Source organism: Parvularcula marina (genome assembly GCF_003399445.1).
Classification (GTDB): Bacteria; Pseudomonadota; Alphaproteobacteria; order Caulobacterales; family Parvularculaceae; genus Parvularcula; species Parvularcula marina.
In genome coordinates this window covers 783,676-803,373 of record NZ_QUQO01000001.1, presented here as the reverse complement: position 1 = coordinate 803,373, position 19,698 = coordinate 783,676, and the positions used below count along the sequence as shown (strand labels likewise).

19 protein-coding genes and 1 tRNA gene are annotated in these 19,698 nt (G+C 59.6%); 13 read left to right on the top strand and 7 right to left on the bottom strand.

Going from position 1 to position 19,698, the window contains the following annotated elements; genetic code table 11:
- Positions 1 to 23 precede the first annotated feature (23 nt).
- Positions 24 to 749: an exopolysaccharide biosynthesis protein gene (locus tag DX908_RS03690; protein ID WP_199564573.1), complete on the bottom strand. Its 726-nt coding sequence runs from the start codon at positions 747 to 749 to the stop codon at positions 24 to 26.
- A gap of 88 nt (positions 750 to 837) precedes the next feature.
- On the opposite strand from DX908_RS03690, the gene DX908_RS03685 reads away from it, so the two are divergent.
- From DX908_RS03685 to DX908_RS03645, 9 genes are all read left to right on the top strand, one after another.
- Positions 838 to 922 (top strand) — tRNA-Leu (locus tag DX908_RS03685).
- A gap of 276 nt (positions 923 to 1,198) precedes the next feature.
- Positions 1,199 to 1,474 (top strand): DUF4212 domain-containing protein, encoded by a 276-nt coding sequence (locus DX908_RS03680; RefSeq protein WP_116391097.1) that lies wholly within the window; start codon positions 1,199 to 1,201, stop codon positions 1,472 to 1,474.
- Between the two features lie 3 nt (positions 1,475 to 1,477).
- A complete protein-coding gene (locus tag DX908_RS03675; RefSeq protein WP_116391096.1) occupies positions 1,478 to 3,304 on the top strand; it encodes a sodium:solute symporter family protein in 1,827 nt (608 codons plus the stop codon).
- Positions 3,305 to 3,445: 141 nt separating this feature from the next.
- Positions 3,446 to 4,789: a trigger factor gene (gene tig / locus DX908_RS03670; protein ID WP_116391095.1), complete on the top strand. Its 1,344-nt coding sequence runs from the start codon at positions 3,446 to 3,448 to the stop codon at positions 4,787 to 4,789.
- A 12-nt stretch (positions 4,790 to 4,801) separates the two neighbouring features.
- Entirely contained in the window at positions 4,802 to 5,134 is a 333-nt protein-coding gene (locus tag DX908_RS03665) for a TraR/DksA family transcriptional regulator (RefSeq protein WP_116391094.1), read from the top strand.
- 33 nt (positions 5,135 to 5,167) lie between these two features.
- Complete coding sequence (locus tag DX908_RS03660) at positions 5,168 to 5,590, top strand: PaaI family thioesterase (protein ID WP_116391093.1); 423 nt, start codon at positions 5,168 to 5,170, stop codon at positions 5,588 to 5,590.
- A gap of 87 nt (positions 5,591 to 5,677) precedes the next feature.
- Positions 5,678 to 6,310, top strand: coding sequence for a hypothetical protein (locus DX908_RS03655; protein ID WP_116391092.1), 633 nt, complete (start codon positions 5,678 to 5,680; stop codon positions 6,308 to 6,310).
- A gap of 65 nt (positions 6,311 to 6,375) precedes the next feature.
- Positions 6,376 to 7,788: a dihydrolipoyl dehydrogenase gene (lpdA, locus tag DX908_RS03650; protein WP_116391091.1), complete on the top strand. Its 1,413-nt coding sequence runs from the start codon at positions 6,376 to 6,378 to the stop codon at positions 7,786 to 7,788.
- Positions 7,789 to 7,795: 7 nt separating this feature from the next.
- Positions 7,796 to 8,089, top strand: a complete 294-nt coding sequence (locus tag DX908_RS03645) for a CBU_0592 family membrane protein (protein WP_199564571.1) — start codon at positions 7,796 to 7,798, stop codon at positions 8,087 to 8,089.
- Here DX908_RS03645 and DX908_RS03640 read toward each other — a convergent pair.
- Positions 8,026 to 8,448, bottom strand: a complete 423-nt coding sequence (locus DX908_RS03640) for an HIT domain-containing protein (protein WP_116391090.1) — start codon at positions 8,446 to 8,448, stop codon at positions 8,026 to 8,028. The two genes, DX908_RS03645 and DX908_RS03640, sit on opposite strands and share 64 nt — an antisense overlap.
- A 144-nt stretch (positions 8,449 to 8,592) precedes the next feature.
- Here DX908_RS03640 and DX908_RS03635 point away from each other — a divergent pair, with 144 nt between their 5' ends.
- Complete coding sequence (locus tag DX908_RS03635) at positions 8,593 to 10,215, top strand: peptide MFS transporter (protein WP_233508626.1); 1,623 nt, start codon at positions 8,593 to 8,595, stop codon at positions 10,213 to 10,215.
- 67 nt (positions 10,216 to 10,282) lie between these two features.
- Here the strand turns inward: DX908_RS03635 and DX908_RS03630 are convergent, their stop codons facing one another.
- The 5 genes from DX908_RS03630 to DX908_RS03610 all read right to left on the bottom strand — a co-directional run bounded on the left by DX908_RS03630 (position 10,283) and on the right by DX908_RS03610 (position 16,509).
- Positions 10,283 to 11,110: an inositol monophosphatase family protein gene (locus DX908_RS03630; protein WP_116391088.1), complete on the bottom strand. Its 828-nt coding sequence runs from the start codon at positions 11,108 to 11,110 to the stop codon at positions 10,283 to 10,285.
- Positions 11,111 to 11,220: 110 nt separating this feature from the next.
- Positions 11,221 to 11,622 (bottom strand): helix-turn-helix domain-containing protein, encoded by a 402-nt coding sequence (locus tag DX908_RS03625; RefSeq protein WP_116391087.1) that lies wholly within the window; start codon positions 11,620 to 11,622, stop codon positions 11,221 to 11,223.
- A 125-nt stretch (positions 11,623 to 11,747) separates the two neighbouring features.
- A complete protein-coding gene (locus DX908_RS03620; protein WP_158548457.1) occupies positions 11,748 to 14,087 on the bottom strand; it encodes an LPS-assembly protein LptD in 2,340 nt (779 codons plus the stop codon).
- Positions 14,088 to 14,197: 110 nt separating this feature from the next.
- A complete protein-coding gene (locus DX908_RS03615) occupies positions 14,198 to 15,301 on the bottom strand; it encodes an LptF/LptG family permease (protein WP_116391085.1) in 1,104 nt (367 codons plus the stop codon).
- Complete coding sequence (locus DX908_RS03610) at positions 15,298 to 16,509, bottom strand: LptF/LptG family permease (protein WP_158548456.1); 1,212 nt, start codon at positions 16,507 to 16,509, stop codon at positions 15,298 to 15,300. The genes DX908_RS03615 and DX908_RS03610 overlap by 4 nt, the downstream gene beginning before the upstream one ends.
- Before the next feature lie 85 nt (positions 16,510 to 16,594).
- Between DX908_RS03610 and DX908_RS03605 the strand changes: the two genes are divergently transcribed.
- From DX908_RS03605 to DX908_RS03595, 3 genes are read left to right on the top strand one after another with little or no spacing between them, the layout of a single operon-like run.
- Positions 16,595 to 18,079 (top strand): leucyl aminopeptidase, encoded by a 1,485-nt coding sequence (locus DX908_RS03605; protein WP_116391083.1) that lies wholly within the window; start codon positions 16,595 to 16,597, stop codon positions 18,077 to 18,079.
- Positions 18,076 to 18,696, top strand: coding sequence for a YceI family protein (locus DX908_RS03600; RefSeq protein ID WP_158548455.1), 621 nt, complete (start codon positions 18,076 to 18,078; stop codon positions 18,694 to 18,696). The genes DX908_RS03605 and DX908_RS03600 overlap by 4 nt, the downstream gene beginning before the upstream one ends.
- A gap of 4 nt (positions 18,697 to 18,700) precedes the next feature.
- On the top strand, positions 18,701 to 19,693 hold the full coding sequence (locus tag DX908_RS03595; protein WP_116391081.1) for a glucokinase: 993 nt from the start codon (positions 18,701 to 18,703) through the stop codon (positions 19,691 to 19,693).
- Positions 19,694 to 19,698: the final 5 nt, after the last annotated feature.

The window sequence follows — 19,698 nt, the reverse complement described above, 5'->3', positions numbered from 1 at the left end:
TCGTTCTGCCTCTTGCGCCCGTCTTAACCGGCCTCGCCGCGTCCGAGGATGAAGTCTTTGATAATGTCGAGGGCCTCGTTGCCGAGGAAAATGAAGCCGATGACGAGCAGTGCCACCCAGGCAAGCCCAAAGAGAAGCCCGGCAATTACAAGTAGACCATCGCGTTCGAGAAGCCCGACACTGGCGATCGCAACCCCGATACCGGGAGCTGTGTTGGTACTGGGCAAGGGAACGAGGATCGACGCACACGGAATGAGAAGCAGGAGCCCGACGATTTGGGCACCGCGTTTATCGGTCAGAACGGACAGGCGCGGATGGGCAAGTTTTTCGACCCAGCCGAGATACCGAGAGGCCCGCCTGACGATATTGCGCATACCCTCAATCTCGAAAGAGCGAGAGCGTAGACCTTTCGGCAGCCACGGCGCTTCGCGACCAAAGGCCAGCTGGGCAGCGATAGCAATCATCGGGACGGCGACGATCTGCGGAATGCCGTAAAGAAAAGGCAGGCAGCAGGGCAGGGCAAGGATTAGGAGAAGGAGGCCGTAAGCACGCTCATCCATGGCATCGATCAACGCGCCGAGTGTCGATTTGGTGGCCGTCTCCGGGTCGGTTTTCTCACCGCTTGCTGCTTCGCCCAGAACCTCTTTCTCGGTATGCGGCTGCTCTCCATGGGCAAGCCGGTCGAGGGTTTTCATCAGGAGGCTCGTCACCGAGCCATAATGGGGCTGTCCGGCGGTCTCGTCCTGCATGGGGGTCCTTTCGGGGCGGCGGTGGGAAACTCTCCGCTAGAGCTATGGACAGAACCGCGCAACCGGGTAAACCCATGCCTTCACCTTTGCCGGTGTGGCGGAATTGGTAGACGCGCCGGATTCAAAATCCGGTTCCGCAAGGAGTGTCGGTTCGAGTCCGACCACCGGTACCAGCCTTCGCTGCCGATCGAGCGTAGCGAGAGTGGCAGCAAGGCTGTCACGCCGGATTTCCAGCAGAACGTAGGCGGACCTTCTGCAGCGACGGCATTGCAAGCCATCCGCCAGGCGCTTGGTCAGGCGCTTGCTACTCGCGGACAGATTTCTTTCTCAAACCAGCCGCCCAGCCCCCGTTCCTCGGTCCAATCCTTTCCTCACCCTGCCGGGTGTTCGAGCGTGCAGGATCGTGTCAAAAGCCTCGGCTAAAATGAACGATAATGAGGGAGGCTCCCATGGCAGGGAATAAGCCGCAGCTGACAAAGGATCAGGCTAAAGCCTATTGGCGCGCGACGATCCGGCTCACCATCACGCTGCTCGTGATCTGGTTTGCCGTTTCATACGGCGCCGGCGTCCTCTTAAGGGATATCCTCGACAAGGTCTCAATCGGCGGTGCGCCGCTCGGCTTCTGGTTCGCCCAGCAGGGAGCGATCTATGTCTTCCTCATTCTCATCGCCTATTACTGCTTTGCCATGACCCGGCTCGAAAAGCGTTTCGGGCTCGGAGAGTAGATCATGGATCAGGCATTCTGGAGCTATCTCTTCGTCGGGCTGTCTTTCTCGGCCTATATCGGCATTGCCCTCTGGTCGCGGGCGGGCAGTACGGATGAATTCTATGTAGCGGGCCATGACGTCCATCCGGCCGTCAATGGCATGGCGACCGCTGCCGACTGGATGAGTGCGGCATCCTTCCTCTCCATGGCAGGGTTGATTGCTTTCCTCGGCTATGGCGGGTCGGTCTACCTGATGGGCTGGACCGGCGGCTATGTGCTGCTGGCGCTACTGCTCGCGCCTTATCTGCGCGAATTCGGTAAGTTCACCGTGCCGGACTTTGTGGGGGACAGATATTATTCGACCTTCGCGCGGATCGTCGCGGTCATCTGTGCGCTGTTCGTCTCCTTCACCTATATCGCCGGGCAGATGAAAGGGGTGGGCGTTGCCTTCTCCGGTTTCTTGGGCATCCCGTTCGAGTGGGGCATCATCATCGGCATGGTGATCGTTTTCTTCTACGCGACGCTCGGCGGCATGAAAGGCGTCACCTATACGCAGGTCGTCCAGTATTGCGTGATGATCTTTGCCTATACGGTCCCGGCGATCTTCATCTCCTTCATCATCACCGGGAATGTCTTCCCGCAGCTCGGCTTCATCTCGAATGTGCGGGGTGAGGATGTGGCGATGCTCGAGAAGCTTAACACCACGCTGACCGATCTTGGCTTTGCCGAATATACGAGCACGAACAAATCCATGTTCGATGTCTTTGCGATCACCGGTGCTCTGATGTTCGGGACGGCAGGCCTGCCGCATGTCATCATCCGTTTCTTCACGGTCAGGAATGCGCGGGCGGCGCGCGTCTCGGCTGGCTGGGCGCTGCTCTTTATTGCGCTTCTTTATACGACCGCGCCCGCCATCGGTGCCTTTGCCCGGCTCAATTTCATCAGCACCGTTAATGAGGCGACCTATATCGAGGGCAATATCGACGAGATCGATTACGAGGCGGAAGCCGAAAAGATCCGTGAGGCGGGCGGGACGCCCGTGCCCCACTGGTACAAGGACTGGGAGAAGACGGGGCTTCTTTCCTATGAGGACAAAAATGGCGACGGGGTGATGCAGTATCGCGGGCCCAATTCGCCGGACGGTCTGGCGAATGAGGTCGACCCCAATCGCGATATTTTCGTCCTCGCCAATCCGCAGATTGCCGGGCTGCCGGCCTGGGTCATCGGGCTCGTGGTTGCGGGCGGGCTCGCGGCAGCGCTCTCAACCGCTGCGGGGCTCCTGATGGTGATCTCATCGGCGGTCAGTCATGATATCTGCCGAAGGACTCTTTTCCCGCAGATGAATGACAAGACCGAGCTTCGGGTCGCGCGGGCCTCCGCCGCAGGGGCAGTGGTGGCCGCGGGCCTCCTTGGGCTTTTTGCCTCCCAGCTTGGGTTCGTGGCGCAGGTTGTCGCTTTCGCTTTCGGGCTCGCCGCGGCGTCGCTCTTCCCGATCATCTTCCTTGGCATCTTCTGGACCCGCATGAACAAGGAAGGGGCGATTGCAGCCATGCTGACGGGCCTCATCACCACCTTCGCCTACATCTTCTGGTTCAAATTCGGGGGCGGCACGCCCGAGCAATATCTCTTCGGCGTCTCACCTGAAGGGATCGGCTTTGTCTTCATGTTCCTGGCGCTGGGGGTGGGGATCGTCACAGCGCTCCTGACTTCGCCGCCGCCGCAGGACATTGTCGAGCTGGTCGAGGACATCCGTGTGCCGGGGACAAGGCAGCCGCATGGCATCGCCGATCAGGGCATGGAGCCGATGAAGGATGCAAGCGACGGCCCCCCGGCAGCATCAGCCGGATAGGGGGGCAAAGAAGGTGCTTTGAAGGCAAGGCATTGCTGCCCCTTGCGCCCGCGCGCCCACAGCGCTATCGGGCGTCCTTCGTTTTTCCGGAAACTCTAGACTCTTCCGGGCCCTCGACCGGCCCGGCACCGAAAGACCGACATGCAAGTCACAGAAAAATCTGCCGAAGGCCTTAGCCGCGAATTCCGCGTCGTGATCCCGCAATCGCATCTCTCCACTCGCCTCGATGCGAAGCTGGAAGAGGTGAAGGGTCAGGTGCATCTCAAAGGCTTCCGGCCGGGCAAGGCGCCGCTCTCCTTCCTCAAGAAAATGTACGGCAAGGGCATGATGTCCGAGCTGATCCAGGAAGAGATGGCCGCTGCCCAGCAAAAGGCGCTGAACGATGCGAAGGTCCAGCCGGCCATGCCGCCGCACCCGCATCTCGACGAGGGCCTGATCGAAAAGGTCATCGATGGCGATGCCGACCTTGAATATGACATCCATGTCGAGGTCCTGCCGGACTTCGAACCGGCTGAGGTCGAAGGCCTCGCGCTGACCCGCCTCACGGCTGACATCTCTGATGAGGAAGTCGACGAGGAAGTCGCAAAGATCGCTGAAGAGAATGTCCAGTATGCGGATCGTGATGTCGATGCGGCTGCCGAAGACGGCGACCAGCTGAGCATCGATTTTGTCGGCAAGATCGACGGCGAGGAATTCCAGGGCGGCAAAGGCGAGGGCGTGCCGCTCGTGCTTGGCTCGGGCTCGTTCATTCCGGGCTTCGAAGAGCAGCTCATGGGCGTCAAAGCCGGTGACGAGAAACTCATCACCGTGACCTTCCCCGAAGAGTATGGCGCCGACCAGCTCGCCGGCAAGGAAGCGACCTTCGATGTCACCGTTCAGGCCGTCAAAGCGCCGAAAGAGACGACCATCGATGACGAATTCGCCAAAGCCATGGGTCTTGAGGATCTCGCACAGCTTAAAGAGCGTGTGAAAGAGCAGATCCAGCGCCGTTATGACGGCCAGTCGCGCCTGCACCTCAAGCGCGACATCCTCGACCTTCTCGACGAGAAGCACGATTTCGACCTGCCGCCGGGCATGGTCGACGCCGAGTTCCGCCAGATCTGGGCACAGGTCGAAGGCGCAGAGCGTGACGAGGAAGACAAGGACAAGTCCGAGGACGAACTCAAAGAGGACTATCGCAAGATTGCCGAACGCCGCGTTCGCCTCGGTCTCGTCCTCGCAGAAATGGGCAAGGCGGCGAAAGTCACCGTTCCTGATCAGGACATGCAGCGTCAGATCCAGATCCAGGCGATGCAAGCCGGTGTGCCGGTTGAGCAGGTCGTCCAGTATCTACAGCAGAATCCGGGCGCCTATGCCCAGCTTCGTGCGCCGCTCTTCGAAGATCGCGTGATCGATCACATCATCGAAAAGGCCGAAGTGACCGACAAGACGGTCTCCAAGGAAGAGCTGATGAAAGATCCGGGCGAAGACGATCTTGTCGAATAAGCCCGGCGGCTCATGCCGATCGATCTGAAAAATTTCGAGGCGCGTCTTCTGGAAGAGAAGGCGCGCCTTTTTTCTCAGTCAGAGGCCGCGGCCGATGCGCGCAAGGCGCCCCAGCTCGATCAGCAATCGGTTGGGCGCCTCTCCCGGCAGGATGCCTTGCAACAGCAGGCGATGGCCAATGCGCAGGAACAGCTTCGGCGCCGTGACCTTGGGCGTATCGAGCGCGCGCTCGTGCGAATCGAAGCGGGCGGATATGGCGAATGCCTTGAATGCGGCGAAGAGATCGCCGAAGCCCGGCTCGAAATTGATCCGATGGCCGAGCTTTGCCGCGACTGCCGGCGCTAGTCTCGAGCCTGACTTATTCAGGAGGTAGCCACCATGTCCGCATCATTTGATCCCAAGGATCTCGAAGCCGCCGGCCAGTCACATCTGCCGGGCCTGCTGGGCCTCAAATTCCTCTCCGTTGAGCATGGCCGGGCGCTGGCTGAATTGCCGGTCCGACAGGATGTGCTGGCCCATAATGGCTATCTTCATGCAGGTTCTGTGGTGACGCTGGCGGACAGTACATGCGGCTTTGGCTGCATGGCGAGCCTGCCTGAAGGGGCAGTCGGCTTCACGACGATTGAGCTCAAATCGAATTTCCTTGGCACAGCCCGTGACGGGGTTGTCCGCGCGGAAGCAAAAGCGGTGCATCTGGGCCGCAACACTCAGCTCTGGGATGCGGAAGTTACCCGCGCCGATGACGGCAAGACCATTGCGCTGTTCCGCTGTACCCAGATGGTCCTCTGGCCAAAACCTTAACGCTGGCCGTTCAATTTATCACGATTGGCTGGGCGGGATTTAACGTAAACCTGCCATTCTCCGAGGGGGAGACCCTGGGAGAGTGGCATGTTTTCGGGTCAGGAAAGCACGCATTTCATTGATGATGAGGACGGCGAGCGCGTTTATCTCGTCGCGCGCCTCAACGCGCCGATCCAGCCGATCAATCTGGGGGAGCAGTTTGAGGATCCGCTTGAGATCCTGATGAAAGCCGACGGATTGGGGGAATTCATCGGCGGCAGCTCACTTCTCGCAAGGGATGGCAGCATCGCGGCCTGTGATCTCGAACTCGAAGTCCGGCAGGCCGATGACGCGACCATCGCGCGCGTCATCGCTGCATTAGAGGATATCGGCGCGCCCAAAGGCTCCATGCTGATTATCGAGGGGGAGAGTGAGGCGGAGGATCGCCGAATCCCGTTCGGCACGCAGGAAGGCATGGCGATCCGGCTTTGCCGGGATGAGCTGCCGAAGGGGATCACGGAAAGTGACATTCTCGAAGAAGTCATCGCCGAAATCGGCGGGCTGCTGGGAGAGGCGGGGGCCTATCGCAGCTACCGGCGGCTCAGCACCGATACGGTCCTCTTTTTCTACGGGTACAGCTTTGAGGCCATGAGTGCCCGGATCGCGGGCTATCTGGCGCGGCATCCGCTTTTTGCCCATGCGGGGATCGAGCGTATGGCCGAGGACACCCCCTCCGCTTGACCCTGTCCGGGACCGGGCCTACCTCCCTCGCGAATATCCAACGCTAGTTTTTCGCGAGCTCTTCCATGTCCCAATCCTTCGATGTCGTCGTCATTGGCGGCGGCCCCGGCGGCTATAATGCCGCGATCCGTGCAGCCCAGCTTGGCCTTTCCACCGCCTGTATCGAGAAACGCGAGACCGGCCGGTTCGGCGGCACGTGCCTCAATGTCGGCTGCATCCCGTCCAAGGCGCTGCTGCATGCCTCAGAAGCCTATGAAGGCGCGGATAAACATTTCGCGGACCTTGGGGTGAAGATCAAAGGGCTCGAGCTCGATCTCAATGCCATGCTCAAGCAAAAGGATGATGCGGTTACCGGCCTGACGGACGGTATCCAGTTCCTCTTCAAGAAGAACAAGATCACCCCGATCAATGGCTGGGGCCAGATCTCCGCTCCCGGCAAGGTCAGTGTGAAGAAGGATGATGGCTCAACGGAGGAAATCTCGGCGAAGAACATCATCATCGCGACCGGTTCGGAAGTCATGCCGCTGCCCGGTGTCGAGATTGACGAGAAGCTCGTTGTCTCTTCGACCGGCGCACTTTCCTTACCCAAAGTGCCAGAGCACATGGTCGTTGTCGGTGGCGGGATCATCGGGCTCGAGCTTGGCTCGGTCTGGCGCCGTCTTGGCGCGAAAGTCACCGTGGTCGAATTCCTCGACCGCATCACCCCGGGCATGGATGGCGAGCTTTCCAAACAGTTCATGCGTATCCTGAAGAAACAGGGCATGGACTTCATGCTCTCGACCAAGGTCACGGGCGTTGAGAAATCCGGCAAGGGCGCGAAGGTCACGGTCGAGCCCGCCAAAGGCGGCGAAGCGACTGTGCTCGAGGCCGATGCCGTGCTGGTCGCCATTGGCCGGCGGCCTTTCACCGAGAACCTTGGCCTCGAAAAAGTTGGCATCAAGACCAATAATCGCGGCTTCATTGAGGTCAACGACCATTATGAAACCGGCGTCAAAGGCATCTACGCCATTGGCGATGTGACGCCGGGCCCGATGCTCGCGCACAAGGCAGAGGATGAGGCCGTTGCGGTTGCTGAGATCATTGCCGGCAAGCCGGGCCATGTGAATTACAACGTCATTCCGGGCGTCGTTTATACCGATCCGGAAGTCGCAACCGTCGGCAAGACCGAAGAAGAGCTCAAAGAGGAAGGCCGCAAATACAAGGTCGGCAAATTCCCCTTCATGGCCAACAGCCGGGCGAAAACAAATCACCAGACGGACGGTTTCGTCAAAGTCCTCGCTGATGCGGTGACCGACGAAGTACTCGGGGTTCACATGATCGGCACCGGCGTTGGCGAGATGATCGCCGAAGCCTGCCTCGTCATGGAATTCGGCGGCTCGTCTGAAGACATCGCCCGCACCTGTCACCCGCACCCGACCCGCACCGAGGCCCTGCGCCAGGCGGCGATGGGCGTTGAAGGCTGGACGATGCAGGCCTGACGGCCAGATGACCGGCTGGACTCCCTCATGGCCTGACGCCGTCGGTTTCGTCGGCGTCGCGCTTCTTATCGGGGCCTATGCGGCACTTCAGACGGGCAAGCTCTCGTCTGACGCGCCAGCCTATTCGGCGGCCAATGCGCTGGCCGCCGTCCTTATCGCGTTCTCGCTTCTCTTCACCTTCAATGCGGCGAGCATGGTGATCGAGGTCTTCTGGTTCGCGATCAGCCTGATCGGGCTCTACCGTTCGCTCAAATTGAGGCACGCCAATAAATCCGCCCAGAAGGATGGCGCGGAGGAATAGGGCTCGGGCGTAGCCCAGCCGACTGCGCTGCCGGGCCAGGCAGGGTCTTCCGGCGACCGCGCCACAATATGGATATGAAGCTGCGGGACCATATTGCCGAAAGCGGCGATATTGATCTTGGCCGCGCCCGTGACGGCTTTCAGTGCTGCGGCCACAGCATCGACTTCGCCCCAGAGAAGGGCGCGGTCCGGGTCATTCAGATCAAAACTCTCCGACAAATTTGCCCGCCGGGGAACCAGCACGACCCACGGGAAACGATGCTCATCCCGGAGCAGAATCCTGCAAAGCTCGAGTTCCGCTGCGCTCTTCGCTTCCGCAGCAAGGCGCGCATCTAGCTGCCAATCACTTAAGTCAGTCATTTCTCGGTTCATTTTTCTGTCACACGAGCTAAGGTCGATGGCTGAAACTGGGCAAACAGGGCCGCGGGCACGAGGATCGGGATGCATTCTGCTATCCCGATTTGAACTTTAGCGGTCCCTTTTTACGAAGGACGTCAGCTTTCCATGTCTCCACTAACAATAATGCTGTTGGTCACGCTTGCGGGCGGCATCGGGATGGCGATTGCGCTGTTCCAGATACGTAACCACCCCAAGGGCCTCTACATCCTCTTCTTCGCCGAAATGTGGGAGCGCTTTTCCTATTACGGGATGCGGGCGCTGCTGGTCCTCTATCTGACCAAGCATTTCCTATTCACACAGGACGCCGCCTATGGGCTCTATGGCGCCTATACGACCCTTGTTTACATCCTGCCGGTCATCGGCGGCTATCTGGCTGACAAATATATGGGTCAGCGCAAGGCCGTTGCGATTGGTGCCGCGCTGCTGGTGGTCGGTCACGGCCTGATGGCGGTCGAAGGTGAAGCGGTACAGTTCGGGGAATCTCCCGACATGGCTGTTCTCAACATTTTCTATCTGGCTCTCGCCTTCATCATCCTCGGGGTCGGCTTCCTGAAAGCCAACATCTCGGCCATGGTCGGCCAGCTTTATCCCAAGACGGACCTTCGCCGGGACGGGGCGTTCACGCTCTTTTATGTCGGCATCAATTCGGGCTCGTTCCTTGGTGCTCTCTGGGCTGGCTACCTTGGCGAGACCTATGGCTGGAAATACGGCTTCGGTCTTGCCGGTGTCGGCATGTTGCTCGGTCTGATCGTCTTCCTGCTCGGCAAGCCGCTCCTTAAAGGCGCCGGTGAGCTCAAAAACGCAGCCGAGGTTCAAGCCAAACGGTTCATGGGTCTTTCGCCTGACATGCTGATCTATATCGGCACGGCCGGGATGCTGGGGCTCGTCTGGTGGCTTGTCCGGGATCAGGGCAAGGTTGCTGCGATCCTCTGGCCGGTGATGTTTATCGTCTACGCCTACATCGTCTTCCGGGCGGTCGTGAAACTCACCCCGCATGAACGTGATCGGATCTTTGCCGCGCTGATCCTGATTTCGACACAGGTCCTCTTCTGGGCGCTGTTTGAACAGGCAGGCTCGTCGCTGAACATCTACACGGATGAAGCCGTCGATCGGACGATGTTCGGTTGGGAAGTGCCAGCATCGGTCTTCCAGTCGCTCAACGCGTTCTACATCATCTATCTGGGACCGCTCTTCGCGGGTCTTTGGATTTTCCTCGCCAAGCGGAACATGGAGCCGACGGCGCCGCAGAAATTCGGTCTCGGGATCGTCCAGCTGGGTCTCGGCTTCCTCGTTCTCGTCTGGGGCGCAGGGTCGGGCGTGGATATGACGCCGGTCATCTTCATCTTCCTGATCTATCTACTGCACACGACAGGGGAACTTTTCCTCTCGCCGGTCGGTCTCTCTGCGATGACGCGGCTTTCGCCGGCAAACATGGTCGGCCTGATCATGGGCGCATGGTTCCTCGCCTCTGGCGCCGGGAACATGGTGGCTTCGCAGATCGCGCAGGCGACGGGGTCGGATGCTCTTGAGGAAGAGTACAATGTCGAACTCGTCATGGAGGTCTACTCCAGGATCGGGTGGATTGCGGTTGCGGTCGGATTCGGCCTTGTCCTGATCTCGCCGCTGATCAACTACCTGATGCACACCAAGACGCTGAAGGACGACGAACCGCTCGTCGGCAGTGGCGAAGAGCATCCGGCAGAAGTTCCGGTCGACCGGATCAACTGATCCCAACAAAGAAAGCCCCGGGCAGCGTCCCGGGGCTTTTTCGTTATGGGAATTTTCAAAAAACCGATCAGGGTAGGGGCACATCTCGAAGCTGCGCGACCGCTGCATCGGCGAGTTCCTGAGAAGCGGCAAGGATCACCCGCCCACGGACAAAATCTTGCGTGATCGGCGCACCATCCCAGCTACAGGCAATGCCGCCCGCGCCTTCGATGACGGGGATGACGGCGGCGATATCATGCCAGTTGAGCGCGGCCTCAACCACGATATCCATATGTCCCGAGGCGACGAGCCCGAAGCCATATGAATCAAGCCCTGTCCGGCAAAGGCGGCAGGCTTTGGTCAGTGCGGTGACCGCGCGGGCTTCGTCTTCGGTGAAATACTCCCCGGTCCGCAGGTCTGTCACCATGATCGTGGCATCGCCAAGATCTGTCTGGCCTGAGACCCGGGCAGGGATGAGGCTCGTTCCTTTGCGGTAAAGCGTCGCCTCCCCCGGCAGGCGCAGCCAATGCTCATCAAGGAAAGGCTGTGAGATGATCCCGCCGACGGGCGTCGCGTCATCCTCAAACCCGATCAGGGTCGTCCAGAAAGGCACGCCGCAGACAAAGGCGCGGGTACCGTCGACCGGATCGATGACCCAGCGCCAGTCCTCCGTGCCCGGCTTTTCGTCATGCTCTTCGCCGAGGATCCCGTGCCCCGGATAGGCCGCCTCAATAGCGATACGGAGCATCCGTTCTGCCTCTTGGTCGGCTTCGGTCACAGGATCATAAGCGAGCCCCTTCGCGCCGCCCTTGTCGGTGATCGCTGTCCCCATCCGGAAACGGGGCAGGGTTTCGCCAGCGGCAATAGTGATCAGCCGGTCAAAGAGCGGGCCAAGCTCGGGCAGGGATCCAGTCATGTCTTCCCTCTGCCCCAAGACGGCGCGGAAGACAAAAAAAAGCGGCGCCCGGAGTGATCCGAAGCGCCGCAATTGAGTTGGGAACAGGAGACTAAGAGTTGATCAGCGCCTTAGGCGGCGCCGGCGAGGGTCTTTGCGAGGTCGAGGAGACGACGGCGCGGACCTTCTTTGAGGTTGTAGTAGGCGCGGACGAGATCGATGGTCTCTTTCGAGGAAAAGACCTCCGGTGCAATTGACGGACGATCGCCTTCAGGCACTTCATATTCGCCCTGGAAATGATCCGCCTTGTCGTCTTTTGACAGCCCTTCGAAGAAATGGCTCACCGGCACTTCAAGCGCTTCGGCAAGAGCCCAGAGGCGGGAAGCGGAAACCCGGTTGGCACCGCTTTCGTATTTCTGGATCTGCTGGAACTTGATGCCGACGCTTTCGGCCAGTTTCTGCTGAGTCATGCCCAAAAGGCAGCGGCGCTGGCGCAGACGCTGGCCCACATGAAGATCAATCGGATGTACCATAGCGACACTCCTTCCGTGTTACGTGTGATTTCGCTCGGAAGGAGAAGTTCAAGATACGTGCCGGTTGTGCGGTTGTGCGCGATTTTCCCGACCGCGATTCCCGTCAAAGGCAGGTAGGACTTGGGCTAGAAGCCGATCACGTCGACATTGAAAGTGAGGCTTTCATTGTCCTCAAGACCATCCGCGAGACGGTTATCCCGGCGATAATCGAGACTGAAAATGGTACAGTCGTCCGAATATTGGATTGTCCATTGCTGGGTCGTGGTCCGGCCCTCGTCGAGATCCTCACGCCAGATGCCGCCAGTCGTCCACCGGTCGGTGATCTTGTAGAAGGCGCTGACGGTCAGGTTTTCGTCCCGCTGGTCGTTGATTTCCTCGAAGGCTTCGGTGCGCACATAGCGGACACCGGTCGAGAAGGGGCCGGCCCGGCCACGCAGCGCGGTTTCAAGACGCCGCAGCGTGCCGTCCTCATCATCAATGCGGAACCGGTTGGTCATCGAGAAGACCCGGCCGTAACCGGCATTGATCTCACCGACATAATCCGAATTGGTATCGCCGAGGCCTGTGTCCTCATCAAACTGCAGGCTGTCTTCGGTGCGAAGCTGCTGGCCGAAGGCGCCGGAGATGTTCAGGCCGTTCGTGTAATTGGCACTCGCGGCGATGCCCATATTCATGCGCTGGCCATCTTCCCACTGATCGAAACCGGTGGACTTGTTCCAGTCAAAGAGGGTGATCGCATCGAACTCGAAGAAGGCCGAGTCCTCATTGAAGATGTCGTCGGTGAAATCTTCCTGCGGGCTTGCGACCAGCTGGATGCGCGGCTCGATAATATAGCTGGCATTGCCGGTGAATTTGGCAAGCGGGAAAGACCATTCAAGACCGGCGGTCGGCAAGAAGCGGGTGACGCTATAGCCATCATCCGTGCCGTCCCGCGGCAGGAATTCCCGACACAGATCATAATTGTCAACGATCATGCCATTGACGTTCGATGTCCGGCCGTCATTGCGGCAGGCCTGAACGCCCAGGTCTGAATCCCGGTAGCGATAGGCGTCCCCACGAAGTTCGGCAAAGCCGCGAAGGCGGTGGCCATGCTTTGTCGTATGTACCTTGTCATAGGTCGCTTTGGCGATGGCCCGCATACTGTCGAGGCCTTCTTCCCGGTTCAGCATCAGGAAGTTGCCGCCGAAGGTCACATCACCACCCAGCACCGGCATCTCGTAACGGCGCTCATGGCGGATGCGGGGCAAGGCATGGGCGTTGAAGTCATTATCGTCCGCGCCGCGCAGCGACTGGAACATAATGGTTGAGATATCCGTATAGGTATCATCGGTCAGCTTGGTGAAGCTGACAACGTTCTCAAGGCGGTCAGGCTGGAGGATGTCGATGGCTTCGCGCAGCTCATCCTCGGGCTCGATGTCATAGGTCCGCAGATAGGTCTTGTCAGAGACATGATCGATATCGAAGCGGGCCGTCCAGCCGCCATCAAATTCCCGATACCCCTTGGCAAAGACATGAAAGCGTGGGCCGACATCGCCGTAAGCGTTATTCATGTAGCTATTGAGCTGGGACTGGCTCTGCTCGGAGACGACGACGATCTGGCCGGAATTGTTCCGTACCACGCCTTCAGGGTCGATGATCCCGGCCTGAACGATCAGCCCGCCATCATGCGTGTTGATCCGGTACTCGCCCTTCCACAGCGTGCCGAGTTCTTCGGTGTAGCGCGGCGAGAAGGTGACATCCTGATAGTCAGAGATCGCCCAGTAATAGGGCAGTTCGATCTCAAACCCGGCGCGGGATGAGTTCCCGATGCTTGGCGCAAGGAAACCCGATTTGCGTTTCACGCTGGGGTCGGGGAATTCGAAATAGGGGGTATAGAAGACCGGAACCCCGAACGCCTTGATGGTGGCGTGGTGGAACCGGATCATCTGCTCATTCTTGTCCTGCGTGACGCGGACAGCTTTGACTTCCCATGTCGGGATCTTGTCAGAGCCATCTTCGCGGCAGACCTTGCAGGCGGTGAAGGCGCCATCCTCGATCGTGTTCACACCGGTTGAGCGGCGCACGACGGAAGAGCCGACAAGACGGTTTTCTTCAGCAATGAGGGCACCGAAATTGGTGGCGATCCCGTCGCGGAGATCCCCAGTCAGCTCGACAGCTTCGGCAAAATAGATCTGACCATCCGCGTCATAGATAACGACATTGCCGGTGGCAGTGACGATATCGGTAACTGGATTATAGGTGACCTGATCGGCCATCAGGGACTGCTCGCCGAAAAAGGCGCGAACATTACCTTTGGCTTCGACGGGTGAAGTCTCATCCAGACGGCTGATCGTATCGGCGGTGAAGAGGACGCTGTCCTTGTCTTCGCGGTCGGTGACGACAATATCCTGAACAGCAACCGTCGCGGCCGCGGCACTTCCCGCACCGAGCAGACAGAATGCAATTACTCCGCGCGATGCGGCCATCAGGACACGCCCCTTGCCCCACCGGCACGCATTGGCGCCCCGATTCGGCTCCTTCCGCCACTCCCCAGCAGGGCGAAAGACCATAGAACTGTCTCCCAGGAACAAAATTACTAACCGTCTTCGCGATACAACAGAAGGGTTACTGCGAAGACAACCGCAAGAAGACTTGGGGCCCAAGAGGCGATAATTATGGGCACAATATTCGCGCGGGCGATCGCAGTGGATAACTCGGAGAGGATAAAGAGGGCAAATCCGGTGGCAATGCCCACTCCCATCAAGGCGGCTGTCCCCCCAGCGCGGGCATTCATCCCTAATGCAAAGGCGCAAGCGATCAATGCCATGGCGGCAAGCCGGATCGGCAGGGACCACAGGTCCTGATATCGCAATTTATACTCGATCGTGGACATGCCGGCATTCGACATGACTCGAATAAATTCGGGCAAAGCCCAGATCGACAGGGCCTCTTCCTTGGCGACGTCTTCTCTCAAGGTCCGAAGGTCGATGGAGATCGGCAGGGTCTCGACCGGGCGGATCGGCTCTTTTTCCTGATGTTGGGTCGTGCGTCGGACATTCCGCAAGACAAAATTCGTGGCCTGAACCTCGCCCGTTGGCGCATCCCAACGGTCGATGAAGACCCCATCTTCTGTGTGACGCCAGACGGTGACATTCGACAGCATCTGAGTGTCGGTATCGTATCCGCTCGCATGAACGATCGCGGCATAGCGGCCATTATCCTGACGCAACCAGATCCCATCGCGTAGCGGTTCGACCATGTTGGATTTTTTGCCGCGGATTTCATTCTTGATGGTCTGTGCGCGCCCGGCGAGGTCCGCTGCCACCGGATCAAAGACGAGGATCGTCGTAATCCCGGCAAAGATTGAAAGAGCAACGGGTGCGGCGACCAGCCGCCAGACTGACAATCCTGCGGCGCGCATCACGGCGACCTCGGAGGATTTGGCCATCTGCCCGAAGGCCCAGAGGGTGCCAAACAGGAAGACGAAGGGCGACAGTGTCAGGATCAGCTGCGGCGTCCTGAACAATGTCATGCGGATGGCTTCGGAAAAGCCTGCATCCTCGACCTTGCCAACTTCGCGCATCGCTTCGACGAGATCGACCGAGACGACGAGCAGCCAGATCACCGCAAAGAGGCCGATGACGCCGAACAACGTACGCTGAACAAGATAGGTGAAATAAAGGCGGATCGGATTTCTCATGCCGTCGCCTCCTTGAGGTCACCCGACAGCTCTTCGGGGTGCTCAAGCACGGCGCTGAGATCAGGGGCAGGGCGGCGTTTGATCATCCAGAACTTGCCCGAAAGATGGACAAGGCTTGCGAGGATCGCACTCAAGGGCAGGAGATATTGCAGCATGTTGATTACAGGCCGCGTATCGCCCGCGCTCTGCAGAATGTAGCCGCCGGTCCGCAACGCAACGGCAATCGCAATCGCATAGATAAGCTGTCGACCATGGCCTCGTCTCGAAACAGGCGCGGTCAACAGGAACGAAAGCGCGATAAAGGCAAAGGCAGGCGCATAAAGAGGCGTTGCCAATCGTGAATGCCCTTCGGCGATAAACCGTCCGGCGCGAGTGGCGTCATATTCGCTCGACATGTCCGGGTTTAGCAGCTCGCCGACATAGCGCTCTGTGCCGTCGAGATGACGCTCTTCGCCTTCCGTACGGAAAGAGGCGAGGTCGACAGCCGTTTCGGAAAAGCGAACCATGTCGATCTGGCCGGTCGCGGGAATGTAATATTGTGCCGTACTGCGCACGAGGAGAAGCTTGGGGCCGGAGGTCGTCATCTGGAAGACGCCGCGCTCGGCCGTATAGGTCTTGATCTCGTTGGGGTCGGTCTCATCATGGATGAAGAGGCCGATATACTGATCGCCCGGACGGACCTCCTCGGCATAAACGGTGATACCGTCCGTCACTTCGGCAAAGACCCCGGCGCGGATGAAGCTGCGCGCAATATCAGAGCGCACCAACTCAATCGTGTCCTTCATCACCCGGTAGCTGCGCGGCTGCAGATCAAGATTGATCCAGAGGACAGCAAGACCTGCGAGCATGGAAAGAAAGATCATCGGGCGGGCAAGGCGCAGTCGGCTGGCCCCGGCAGCCTTCATCACTGGCAACTCATTGTCAGAGGAGAACTGGTTGAGCGCATAAAGCACCGCCGCCAGCAGCGCGAAGGGCAGGATGACCCCGACAAGGCTTGGCAACAGCAGCACCGTGACTTTCAAAAAGGAGGTCAGCGAGCCACCATCATCGACCATCAGGTCCACGCGCTGAAGGATCTGCGTGAGCCAGATGACAGCTGTGGTGCACAGGAGAATAAGCAGGAATGGCTGTGCGCCCTGCTTGAAGATATATCGGTCGAGACGGTTCAATTCGGTGGCAACTGACTTTGAAACGATGACGCTCTTCACGTGAGCGCCCCCGGCGACTAGCAAATGGTGTCAACCACGCCTAGCGCATGGAAGTATTCACTTTGGAAAGGCAAAGCACGTTTTTATGAATATCAGCTTCTCCGCGGACCTGCCCGACACCGGATTTATCCTCATTCCGGTCCTGAAAGACCATCTCGACAGCAAAATCCTGAAGGATGTGGATGCGCGAACCGACGGGGCGGTCATGCGGGCCGCGCGCGTCGCTGAGTTCACGGGCAAGCCCGGCGAGGCACTGACGGTCCCGGCGCCGCAAGGCCTTGCCGATGCGATCATCGTCCTTCTCGGCCTCGGCGATGCGAGTGATCTCACCGCAAAAGACGCGCATGGGCTGGGGGGGAAAGCCGCCGCCCAGGTGATCGGCAAAACGACAACCGCCGCACTTCTGATCGATGGGCTCGAAATTGGCGGGCTGAAGGGTGAGGCCCTCGCCGTTGCCGCGGGCACCGGCGCGCTCCTGCGCAATTACGATTTCGATCTCTATCGCAAGAAGACCGCGAAGAAGGACAAGAAGGTTCTTTCGTCTTTTGCGATCATCGGGTCGGGCCTTGAGAAGGCATCTGAGAAAATGGACGCCGAGAAGGCGGTTGTTGAAGGCGTATTCTTTGCCCGCGACCTCGTCACCGAGCCGCCAAATGTGCTGCACCCGGAAAGTTATGCCGAGCGCTGCCGCGAGCTTGAAAAGCTCGGCGTGAAGGTCACGATCCTTGATGAAGCTGACATGGCCAAGCTCGGCATGAACACGCTGCTTGGCGTCGGGCAGGGCTCGACTAAAGGCTCGCGCCTTGCCGTCATGGAATGGAAGGGCGGCGGTGATGAAGCCCCGCTCGCCTTTATCGGCAAGGGCGTTACCTTCGATACGGGCGGGATTTCCCTCAAACCCGGTGACGGCATGTGGGACATGAAATTCGACATGGGCGGCTCTGCGGCTGTTGTCGGCGCAATGATGGCGCTGGCGGGCCGCAAGGCGAAGGCCAATGTCGTTGGCCTTGTCGGCCTTGTTGAGAACATGCCTGACGGCGATGCTCAGCGTCCGGCGGATGTCGTGACCTCGATGTCCGGCCAGACGGTTGAGGTCCTCAACACCGATGCGGAAGGCCGACTGGTCCTTGCTGATGTGCTGACCTATGCGCAGAAATTCCACAAGCCGCGTGCCATGGTCGATCTTGCGACCCTGACCGGCGCCATCATCATCAGCCTTGCGCATGAATATGGCGGGCTCTTCACCAAGGATGATGCGTTTGCGGAAAGCCTTCTGTCCTCCGCGAAGACGGCGGGCGAAGAGCTGTGGCGGATGCCGCTTGGCAAGGCGCATGACGAGATGATCAAATCCGACATCGCCGACATGAAGAATATCGGCGGCCGGGAAGGGGGCTCGTCTTCTGCGGCTGCTTTCCTTGCGCGGTTTGTCGAGGACGATATTCCGTGGGCGCACCTTGATATCGCGGGCACCGCATGGGCGACCAAAGACGCCGATGTCTGGCCGAAGGGGGCAACCGGTTACGGTGTGCGCCTGCTCGATCAGTTCGTGCGCGACGGCTACGAAGGGTGAAGTCACTCGGCGCAGCGTTGCTCTCTTTGAGCCTTGTTGCGGCCTGCGCCAGCCTGCCGGAGGTAACTCCGGCAGGGGAGCTTGATCTCACCTTGCGTGAAGTCGTTGCTTCGCGCGCCTATGCCATCAATCCGGAGACGACGGAGGTCTCCTTTGTGGCGGGGCCGAGCCCTGCGGGGCTCGTCCACGGCCGCTTTGCCGCCTTTGATGGGGAGCTCACTGTCAATGATGCACTGACCGGAGACGCTGTTCTTGGCACCGTTCTCGATGTGAAGAGCGCCGAGATGCAGAACGAGATCTTTCGCGATCTGCTGCTCGGGCCCGGCTGGTTCGAGGCTGATGTGTGGCCGCAAGCGCGCTTTGAAGGCCGGCTCGCCGGATGGGCCGAAGACGGCTCAGGGATCGTCAAAGGCACGATGACAATCCGGAATATCGCACGAGAGCAGGCATTTCGTCTCATTCTCACTTGCGAGAGGGTCGAAACCTGTCCAGAACGCGCCGTCGGTTTTGAGGGCCATATGGTCCTTGACCGCACGGAATTTGGCATGACGCGAATGCCCGGCCTCATTGGACGCGACGTTCAGATCACGGTCACAGGGCAACTGATCATGGAGTGAGTGGATGGAACCGGCCAAAAAGCAGGACCCGCTGGTCCTTGTCGCTGATATTGGCGGCACCAATGCCCGGTTCGCCCTCATGGATGAGCGAGGCGATGTCGTCCGCACAGAAACACGTCAGGTCGCGGAATATCCAACATTCCTGGATGCGCTCGATGCTTTCCTCGAGCATGGCGGCGAGCACCCGACGCGGGCGAGTTTTGCGGTCGCGGGGCCGGTCACCGATGGCCATGCCGCTTTTACGAATTCCCCCTGGACGATCGACCGGGCACAGCTTCGGGACCGCAAGGGGTTTGATGAGTGCCTTGTCATCAATGATTTCCGTGCGCTGAGCGCTTATGCGCTCTCACCGCCGCTGGGTGATCTTTTGCAGATCAAACCGGGCCAACCGATTGCCGATGCACCGGTTCTCGTCATTGGCCCAGGAACGGGGCTTGGTCAGAGCCTTGCTGTCCCTGATGTCGACAATATCGTCACGGTGCCGACGGAAGGCGGGCATGTCGTGCTTGCAGCTTCGACGGATGAAGAAGACCGGCTGATCGAGTTGATGGAAGATGAGCTGGGCCGCGCCGTCACGGGCGAGGATGTCGTCTCCGGCTCCGGTCTCGAGCGCCTCCACCGCGCCATGCTGACGGCGAAGGGGCAGGAGATCGGCAAGTTCTCTGCGCCCGATATCACCCAAGGGGCCCTTGCCGGTGATCCGATGGCGCTCGCCACCGTCAACCAGTTCCTTTTGTTCCTCGGCACGCTGGCGAGTAACGCCGCGCTCTCGACCGGCGCGCGCCGCGGCGTCCTTCTTGCCGGCGGTATTCTGCCGCGCGTCCGGGAGATTCTGGTCAAGAGCGGTTTCACCGAGCGCTTCATCGGCGAAAGTCCGATGGCGGATTACCTTCGCCGCATTCCGGTCCATCTGATCATTGCGGGCGATGCCGCGCTGCGCGGCGCCTATGTTGCGCTTCGCCGCGCCGAGCAGGGCACCTGCGCCACCCCGATGTAAGGGGC

Bases quoted from the DNA above. Each gene is read 5' to 3' on its own strand.
- DX908_RS03690 (WP_199564573.1), bottom strand. From the start codon at position 749: ATGCAGGACGAGACCGCCGGACAGCCCCATTATGGCTCGGTGACGAGC.
- DX908_RS03680 (WP_116391097.1), top strand. From the start codon at position 1,199: ATGGCAGGGAATAAGCCGCAGCTGACAAAGGATCAGGCTAAAGCCTAT.
- DX908_RS03675 (WP_116391096.1), top strand. From the start codon at position 1,478: ATGGATCAGGCATTCTGGAGCTATCTCTTCGTCGGGCTGTCTTTCTCG.
- tig (WP_116391095.1), top strand. From the start codon at position 3,446: ATGCAAGTCACAGAAAAATCTGCCGAAGGCCTTAGCCGCGAATTCCGC.
- DX908_RS03665 (WP_116391094.1), top strand. From the start codon at position 4,802: ATGCCGATCGATCTGAAAAATTTCGAGGCGCGTCTTCTGGAAGAGAAG.
- DX908_RS03660 (WP_116391093.1), top strand. From the start codon at position 5,168: ATGTCCGCATCATTTGATCCCAAGGATCTCGAAGCCGCCGGCCAGTCA.
- DX908_RS03655 (WP_116391092.1), top strand. From the start codon at position 5,678: ATGTTTTCGGGTCAGGAAAGCACGCATTTCATTGATGATGAGGACGGC.
- lpdA (WP_116391091.1), top strand. From the start codon at position 6,376: ATGTCCCAATCCTTCGATGTCGTCGTCATTGGCGGCGGCCCCGGCGGC.
- DX908_RS03645 (WP_199564571.1), top strand. From the start codon at position 7,796: ATGACCGGCTGGACTCCCTCATGGCCTGACGCCGTCGGTTTCGTCGGC.
- DX908_RS03640 (WP_116391090.1), bottom strand. From the start codon at position 8,448: ATGACTGACTTAAGTGATTGGCAGCTAGATGCGCGCCTTGCTGCGGAA.
- DX908_RS03635 (WP_233508626.1), top strand. From the start codon at position 8,593: ATGTCTCCACTAACAATAATGCTGTTGGTCACGCTTGCGGGCGGCATC.
- DX908_RS03630 (WP_116391088.1), bottom strand. From the start codon at position 11,110: ATGACTGGATCCCTGCCCGAGCTTGGCCCGCTCTTTGACCGGCTGATC.
- DX908_RS03625 (WP_116391087.1), bottom strand. From the start codon at position 11,622: ATGGTACATCCGATTGATCTTCATGTGGGCCAGCGTCTGCGCCAGCGC.
- DX908_RS03620 (WP_158548457.1), bottom strand. From the start codon at position 14,087: ATGGCCGCATCGCGCGGAGTAATTGCATTCTGTCTGCTCGGTGCGGGA.
- DX908_RS03615 (WP_116391085.1), bottom strand. From the start codon at position 15,301: ATGAGAAATCCGATCCGCCTTTATTTCACCTATCTTGTTCAGCGTACG.
- DX908_RS03605 (WP_116391083.1), top strand. From the start codon at position 16,595: ATGAATATCAGCTTCTCCGCGGACCTGCCCGACACCGGATTTATCCTC.
- DX908_RS03595 (WP_116391081.1), top strand. From the start codon at position 18,701: ATGGAACCGGCCAAAAAGCAGGACCCGCTGGTCCTTGTCGCTGATATT.